This window comes from Emticicia aquatilis (assembly GCF_014644295.1).
Classification (GTDB): Bacteria; Bacteroidota; Bacteroidia; order Cytophagales; family Spirosomataceae; genus Emticicia; species Emticicia aquatilis.
Genome location: NZ_BMKK01000003.1, coordinates 683,302 through 691,212 on the forward strand (window position 1 = coordinate 683,302; position 7,911 = coordinate 691,212).

Consider the following 7,911-nt stretch of genomic DNA (forward strand, 5'->3'; position numbering starts at 1 on the left):
ATTAAAAATGAAATATATTTCTAATAAATTTAAAATCGCACTTGCAAGTGCATTATTGGTTAGTCAGACCAGTTGTTCTGATTTTTTGAAAGAAAATGCTCCTTCAAACCTCACTCCTGAGAGTTTTTATACTATTCCAGACCACGCTGAGGCTGCTTTGGCTTCGGTATATGCCGACCTCCGATTTATGGGTGGCGGTGCTGGAATTTTCTCTTCTAACTGGCAACTTTTAGAAGCCTTAACAGGAACTTCGACAACCGAAACGGCTCAGAACTCTGACCTCAATAACCTCTACGGTTTGGTTCATGACGGAAACACCGCTCACGTAGTAAACTATTGGAATGGTTTGTATAAAGTAATTGCACAAGCAAATCAAGTGATTGCGAAAGTACCACCGATTACGCCAATGCCTGATGCTCAAAAGAAAAAGATTTTGGGTGAAGCTAAGTTTTTGCGTGCATCGGCGTATTTTACGGCCGTAAGACTTTGGGGAGATATTCCGTTGATTACCAATCCGCAAACTGCGAGTTCGGAAGATTTCTTACCGTCGAGAGCACCAAAAGAAGATATATATAAATTGATTATTGCAGATTTGACTGAAGCCGAAAATGCGGGACTTGCATGGATGGATGCAAGTGGTAGAGTTGGTTTGGCGGCTGTTAAAGCACAATTAGCAAATGTATATCTTACGATGGCTGGTTTTCCGCTGAGCAAAGGAGCATCGCACTATAAATTGGCAGCAGATAAGGCTCTTGAAGTAATTACTTATGCTAATAGCAACCCAACGGTAATCAACCTTTTTCCGACTTATCTTGATGTACATAGAGAAAGCCTTAAAAACAAAGTTGAGCATTTATTTATGATTCAGCACAATACATTGGTTGCAGGAAATCCGATGGGTAATATGTTCCCTAACTTTAAGCCAGTAACTTATAATGGCCCAGGCGGAACAGGTAGTACTGTACCAACAATATCTTTCTACAACTCTTATGAAAAAGGCGACTTACGCACAAAAGACCAAGAGGGATATTTCTATACTACATACTTTACAAATGGTAATGGAGCAAGATTCGATTTAGGTGCACCTTATATTTTCAAACACTTCAACCAAACAGCCAATGGTTCATTTGGAGTGGCGGGTACTCGTAATGATAACTTGAATGTGCCACAAATTAGATATGCTGAGGTATTATTGACATTTGCAGAAGCACAAAACGAAGTTGGTGGGCCAAACCAACAAGCTTATGATGCCTTTAAGCGTATCAGAGACCGTGCAACGCTCACGACACCAGCATTAGGTACATACACGAAGGATTCGTTTAGAGAGGCTGTTTGGAAAGAAAGATGGCATGAGTTGTGCTATGAGCAAATCACTTGGTTTGATATGGTACGTCTGCGTAAAGTATTCAACGAAACCACCAAAGGATTCGATAATTTCGTTGGGCATATCAACCAAAGCTCTAAGCAACCATTGCAAGAAAAACACTTGTTGCTTCCGCTTGGAAAACAAGAAATGTTGAATAATCCGAATTTGAAACCCCAAAATCCGGGCTATCCAAACTAAGAAATAAATTTAGATTAGGTTATTAACCAAAAAGCCTTCTCTCACTGAGAGAAGGCTTTTTTTATGATAAATTTTCTTAGTGTTTTGCCTTCAACAACTCAGGAAACTGAGCTTTCATGCGTTCGATACGTGGAATCGAAACATTCTGAACGTAAGGATTTTCGGGGTGATTACGTTCGTAATCTTGGTGATACGCCTCAGCCTTCCAGAAAACTTTAAAAGGTACTATTTCTACTGCAATCGGTTTTTTGTATTTTCCCGAAGCATCGAGTTGTTTTTTGTAATTCTCAGCGGCAGTTTTTTCGGTTTCGTTCTGATAAAAAATTATCGAACGATACGAATCACCTTTATCTGGCCCTTGTCCCTTTACTTGCGTTGGGTCTTGCGAAGCAAAATACACTTTTAAGAGCGTTTCATAAGAAATAATTTTTGGGTCGTAAATTACCTCAACTGACTCGGCATGGCCTGTAAGTTCGGTATTTACATCTTCATACGTTGGATTTTTAGTATGTCCACCACTATATCCCGAAACGGCTTCTTTAACGCCTTTTAGGCTCTCAAAAATAGCTTCTACACACCAGAAACAACCCGATGCAAAATAAGCCTTTTCGGTTGGGCCATAAACTGTTTTGTCAACCACCTTTTCGGTTGGTTTGGTAGTTGTACTACACGATAATATAAAGATAAAAACGCTCAGCGTAAGGCTGGCAACAAATGTTTTTCTCATAGCTTTTCTGAAATGATTTTGATTAAAAAAGCGTGTCAGGCTTGGGCTTGACACGCTCATGTATATAAACGCTGAAACAGGTAATTTGGTTTTATGAACAATTTTAAAATTGTTCTACTCGATTTCTAAAACCTTAAATTCAGTACGGCGGTTAGTCTGATGCTCTTCTTCGGTTTTAGCGTTTTTAATGATTAACTCACTTTCGCCGTAACCTTTCGCCGACAGACGTTCACGAGCAATGCCTTTCGATACAATATAATTAATGGCCGATTCAGCACGTTTTTGTGACAAACGAAGGTTATAAATTTCGGTTGCACGAGAGTCTGTGTGTGAGCCTAATTCAATCTTAATCTGAGGATTATCAGATAATGTTTGTACCAATTTGTCCAGTTCGATGGCTGCATCTGGGCGAATATCCCATTTATCTAAATCGTAATAAATATTATCAACTCTGAATGTTTTTCCTACGAAAACAGGCTCTAAATTGAGCGATGTATAGAAGGTCGTATCTGTTACAGGTTTCTTCAATAATGACTGTGGAATCTCACGGCCATTCATCGAAAACTCTTCACGGTTTGTCAAGAAATTTGTCTTTTTCGACATCACCAAATAATTGCCATCGGCTTTCAATTTAATTGGGCCAAACTTACCATCTTTTCCTGTGGTAAGCTCTGTAATTACTTCGTTATTATTGTCGGTATCTACCACTCTCACACGTGCCGAATCAAGTGGCACAAAGCCATTTGAGGTATTTTTTGTGGTAATGGTTCCGACTAAATAATAATTAACCGTCTTGATTTCGAGTGCTTTGCTGGTGCTATCTGGATTGCCAGTTTTGGGTGAAAGCAATGGGTTTTTCGATGGGTCGTCGTTATCGGCTAAATCTGGTTTTTTAGGAGCTTCGTAATAATAAATATCGTCGTCGCCTGAGCCACCCGCACGGTTCGATGAGAAAAACACATCGCCACGCTTGCTCATTACCAAGCCAAAATCATCCATGTTTGAATTATACGGAATTCCCATATTTTCAACCGTGATTTTTCCTCCTGCACGCACAGCTAAGAAAAGGTCAAGTTTGCCAAGACCAGGGTGGCCATCAGAAGCAAAATAGAGTTTTCCATCTTCTGATACATACGGAAACATTTCATCGCCAGCAGTATTGATTTCTTTACCCAAATTCACAGGATTTCCGAAACGCCCAGAAGCATCCATATTTACTCTATAAATATCCAATCCGCCAAAACCACCTGGGCGATTTGATGAAAAATAAATCGTTTTTCCATCACGAGAAAAAGCAGGGCTACCATCCCAACTGGCTGAATCAGAGGCACTTACGTAGCGTGGTTCTGTCCATCCGCTGCCATCAACGTAGCGTGAAATATACAAATCCATGTCGGGTGAAAGGTCTTTGCGTTTGCCCGTATTGCCACGAGAATAAATCATCGTTTTGCCATCGGGCGAAAAAGTTGGCGTTCCTTCGTTGCGTTCTTCATCAAAAATGGCATCGCTGAATTTCTCAACTTTACCCATTTCACCAATCGTTTTATCTATTTTTACTTTGTAAAGTCCAACATACGGCAAGCCATTAGCATAAATTTTATTTTTGCGAGAAGCCGTAAAAATCAATTCATCGCCCAATACCATCGGAGCAAACTCTGAACCTTTGGTATTAAGTTGCGAGAGATTCTTGAATTCTACCACGCTTTGTTTTTTCTTAATATCATCAATCGTTTTGAGCGTATTTACTTCACGATACGCCTTTTCGTTATATGCCTTTATTGTACTTTTCGAGTCAATGAATTGTTGTAGTTCTTTCAAGGCCAAATCATAATTTCCTGCGGCTTTCAGAGCAAAAGCATAGTGAAAATGAGCTTCTGGATTAGTAAGTTTTGCCTCAAAAGCCTTCTGATAATATGGCACGGCTTCTACCCAACGATTCGACAGACGATAAGCTTCTGCTATTTTATGATACAGATTAGCTTTCTCGCTTTCGTCTATATTTACTACCTTCGTCAAATCTTTGATGGCCAATTCGTACTGACCCCTATCGAAGCTCGAAAGACCACGTTTATAGGTTTGAATTTGTCCAAAAACTGAATTTGTAAGCACCAAAAGGGCAATAATATGAATTATTCTTTTCATGTTTTACGGGTTGTTTCATGGAATGCTTCGCTTTCCATAGAAATTTGATATTTCGACTCAATTTATGAGTTTAACCTAATCAATCAAACGATTTTTTCAAAGAATTGTTGTGTAGAATAAGAATGACGAATAATTCGATTGACGAATTATGAATAAATAATTGATAATCAGATATTTATATATTTAAAATTTGCTTTTGATTCACGATTTAATTGAAAAAACAAAATATGTCTTTTATTGTTTCCGAAATCACGATTTATCCAATCAAATCACTGGGTGGAATTAGCTTGCAAGAAGCCATTGTTGAGGAACGTGGACTGAAATATGACCGCCGTTGGGTACTTGCCGATGAAAATAATGTGTTTATTACCCAACGCCAAAACGAACAAATGGCTTTGATTGATGTGACTATCGAAGAAATGGGTTTACGAGTGACACACCGATTGAAAAGGATAGCACCTTTGCAGATTCCGTTTGAACCACAAACGGTTGCGGGCGGCGTCCCGCATAGTGAGCAAATTACGATTTGGGACGATGTGGTGCGTGGAATCCGAGTAAGCGATGAGGCAGATGCTTGGTTTTCGACAGTTTTGGGTAAAAAAAGCAGTTTGTTTTATCAACCCGATGATTCGATAAGACTGACCGACCCGAAATATTCAATCACAAAAGAAGAACATACAAGTTTTTCGGACGGCTATCCGATTTTGGTGATTGGACAAGCAAGCCTTGACGAACTGAATGCTAAACTCGAAGAGCCAGTTTCGATGAAGCGTTTTAGACCAAATCTTGTTTTTACGGGTGGTGAAGCACACGTAGAAGATTCTTGGAGATATTTTACTGTGGGCGATGCAAAATTGGTAGGCGTAAAACCCTGTGCAAGGTGCGTTTTGACAACGATAAACCCCGAAACGGCAGAGAAAGGAAAAGAACCACTCCGAACGCTGACACAGTACAGAAATGTGAATAATAAAATTTTATTTGGACAGAATTTGTTGGTTGTAGAAACAGGAAAGATTTCGGTAGGAGATGAGCTTCTGATGTTAGAAAATAAATGATGAAAGATTGATGATTGAAGCCAAAAACAATTTCTTAAAAACACTTCACTATCTAAGCCTTGATGTGGTGTTGGGGGCGGTGGCAAGTAGTTGGATGTTTTGGAAAATACCCGATGGAAATGGTGTGGTAAATCTGCCCTCGCTATTAATTTTGGGTATCTGTACTTGGATTATTTATATACTCGACCGCTTGCTCGATAACTTAAAGTCTGAGCCAGAAGATGCCCGACATCAATTTCACTTCCAGCATCAGTATTATCTGCAAATAGGTATTATCATTTTGTTTTTGATTGCGGCTATTTTAGCCTTTTTCTTGCCCCGAAATGTCATTTATTTTGGCATTGCTCTTTCGGTTTTGATACTGATTTACTTTTATATTTTACAGAAAAAATCAAAATCGGCTAATTATCAATACTTTAAAGAAGTTTTTACTTCCGCAATTTATAGTCTCTGTGTGGTTGGGAGTGCTTTTAGTACCAAACCGAATTTGGATTGGCAAGCCTTTTTAGCGGGATTTATTTTCTTTTTACTGGTGCATCAGAGTATCTTGATTTTTTCGTTTTACGAATCACAGGCCTATCCAATAACAAAAAATCTCGCCAAGAAACTCGGCAAGACCAATTGTACTTATCTCATATTGGGTGTTTTAGCTTTTTCGATTATTTCTATCTTTTTGACCGATAACTTATTTCTTAGAAAAGTATTTTTGATAGAAAGTTTAATGGCTTTTTGCTCGGTGTTGATTTACTTTTTTGAAGGAAAACTGGCAAAAAATGAAAATTATCGTTGGCTTGGAGAAATTGTATTTTGGTTGCCTTTGATGCTTATTTTCTTTTAAGTCTATCTTCAATCTTCTTTGATTTTACATCCGTTTTAGCTTCTTCTTCTTTCTTTTCTTTCATAATTCTAAGTCCACGGCGGTAGGTATAGTAGAAAAATCCAGCCACGGCAAACATTAAAAAGAAATAACTATCTTTGAGAGCAACGCCCTTGTAAAGTGCTTGGTCAACAAACATGGTCAAGAATGCCAAGCTTGCAAAAAGTATAATTGATTCGATGAGTTTCATGATAAATTAAAATAATTATGTTGATTGATGATGCGGTGATTTTCTCAGCCCCACAAATCATTTTTTTCAGTTAAAATAATCGGTTTTCCGTCAGTCACGATAATTGTATGCTCGTGCTGAGCCATAAAGCCGCCTTTATTGCCAACCATTGTCCACCCATCTTTTTGAGTGATGGCTTCCGTAGAAACCGTTGAAATAAAAGTCTCGACGGCCACTACTGAATTTTTACGAAATCTGGTAGTGTTATATTTATCTCTATAATTCGGAATCTCTTTGGGTGCTTCGTGCAGGCTTCTGCCCACGCCGTGGCCAGTCAGATTGCGGATTACTCGATAACCTCTTTTCTTTGCTTCGGTTTCCATCAAAAAACCAACATCAGAAATTTTGACCCCACCTTTGATGTTGGCAATGGCCTTACGCAAAATATCTTTAGAGGCATCAACAAGTTTTTGGTGTTGATGAATGTCATTCCCGAGGATAAACGAACAACCATTATCTGAGAAAAACCCACCGACTTCGGCCGATACATCAATATTAATTAAATCGCCTTCTTGTAAAATTCTCTTATCCGATGGAATACCGTGGCAAAACTCTTGATTGACACTAATGCAAGTGAATCCTGGGAAATTGTATGTTACTTTCGGAGCTGATTTTGCTCCAAAGTCTTTGAGTATTTGCCCACCAAAATCGTCTAATTCTTTGGTAGTCATGCCAGGTTTGGCATAATTTACCATCTCTCGGAGTGCTACGGCTACTGCCTCACTCGCTGTTTGCATTCCGACTAATTCTTCTTCTTTTGTTATTGACATTTTATTTTTTACTTCTCAAATTAGTTAACCAACTTCCCAATGATTTTAAATTTCTCAAAAACGGCTTCGTTATGCGGGGCATCGGCCAGTTCTTCGGTTAAATCTTGCCCTGCCCAGTGTTCGTAATGCTTGCCATTTCGCCACAATCTTGAACTGCCTACATCGTAAATTTGTCCTTTGTAAGCCACCCAAATATCATCTTTGTCTTGTCCGTTTCGGAGGGCGAGTTGGTTTTTGGTATATTCTTTCACGTTGCTGAGTGTATCTTTTTCACAACAAAATTGGCATTAAATCCGTCGTGAAGCAAAATTTTTATTTTTAAATTCACTACTCCGTGACTTTGATTGACTAAGAAAATATCTCAAGCCTTTGTGTAAACTTTAGTGTTCTTAGTGCCTTAGTGGTAAAAAAAATGATTGACCGAGCCGACTAATATTCTAACTTTCAATGCTTACTTTTGTTTTCAAATACAAAAACTGGGTAGTTATAAAAATGTAATGCTATTCTTACCTTTGCAAGAAAAAGAGCAAAAATGAGATGCCTTCAT

The 7,911-nt window shown here is 38.6% G+C and carries 8 protein-coding genes; 3 read left to right on the forward strand and 5 right to left on the reverse strand.

Annotated elements, in window-relative coordinates; all coding sequences use genetic code 11:
- The first annotated feature begins 7 nt into the window (after positions 1 to 7).
- Positions 8 to 1,564, forward strand: a complete 1,557-nt coding sequence (locus IEX65_RS10120; protein WP_188765929.1) for a RagB/SusD family nutrient uptake outer membrane protein — start codon at positions 8 to 10, stop codon at positions 1,562 to 1,564.
- A gap of 76 nt (positions 1,565 to 1,640) precedes the next feature.
- Here the strand turns inward: IEX65_RS10120 and msrA are convergent, their stop codons facing one another.
- Together msrA and IEX65_RS28175 are read right to left on the reverse strand one after the other, a co-directional pair.
- Positions 1,641 to 2,291, reverse strand: a complete 651-nt coding sequence (gene msrA, locus IEX65_RS10125; RefSeq protein WP_188765930.1) for a peptide-methionine (S)-S-oxide reductase MsrA — start codon at positions 2,289 to 2,291, stop codon at positions 1,641 to 1,643.
- Positions 2,292 to 2,405: 114 nt separating this feature from the next.
- The gene (locus IEX65_RS28175) at positions 2,406 to 4,433 is read right to left on the reverse strand and encodes a CHU_0125 family OmpA-like outer membrane integrity protein (protein ID WP_188765931.1); all 2,028 of its coding nucleotides are present in this window, start codon (positions 4,431 to 4,433) and stop codon (positions 2,406 to 2,408) included.
- Between the two features lie 227 nt (positions 4,434 to 4,660).
- Here IEX65_RS28175 and IEX65_RS10135 point away from each other — a divergent pair, with 227 nt between their 5' ends.
- Both IEX65_RS10135 and IEX65_RS10140 read left to right on the forward strand, forming a co-directional pair.
- Positions 4,661 to 5,488 (forward strand): MOSC domain-containing protein, encoded by an 828-nt coding sequence (locus IEX65_RS10135; protein ID WP_188765932.1) that lies wholly within the window; start codon positions 4,661 to 4,663, stop codon positions 5,486 to 5,488.
- 10 nt (positions 5,489 to 5,498) lie between these two features.
- Entirely contained in the window at positions 5,499 to 6,326 is an 828-nt protein-coding gene (locus tag IEX65_RS10140; protein WP_188765933.1) for a hypothetical protein, read from the forward strand.
- Here IEX65_RS10140 and IEX65_RS10145 read toward each other — a convergent pair.
- From IEX65_RS10145 to IEX65_RS10155, 3 genes are read right to left on the reverse strand one after another with little or no spacing between them, the layout of a single operon-like run.
- Positions 6,313 to 6,555 (reverse strand): hypothetical protein, encoded by a 243-nt coding sequence (locus IEX65_RS10145; protein WP_188765934.1) that lies wholly within the window; start codon positions 6,553 to 6,555, stop codon positions 6,313 to 6,315. The genes IEX65_RS10140 and IEX65_RS10145 overlap by 14 nt on opposite strands.
- Positions 6,556 to 6,599: 44 nt before the next feature.
- Positions 6,600 to 7,364: a type I methionyl aminopeptidase gene (gene map, locus IEX65_RS10150; RefSeq protein ID WP_188765935.1), complete on the reverse strand. Its 765-nt coding sequence runs from the start codon at positions 7,362 to 7,364 to the stop codon at positions 6,600 to 6,602.
- Between the two features lie 20 nt (positions 7,365 to 7,384).
- Positions 7,385 to 7,615, reverse strand: coding sequence for a cytochrome b5 domain-containing protein (locus IEX65_RS10155; protein ID WP_188765936.1), 231 nt, complete (start codon positions 7,613 to 7,615; stop codon positions 7,385 to 7,387).
- Between the last annotated feature and the right edge of the window lie 296 nt (positions 7,616 to 7,911).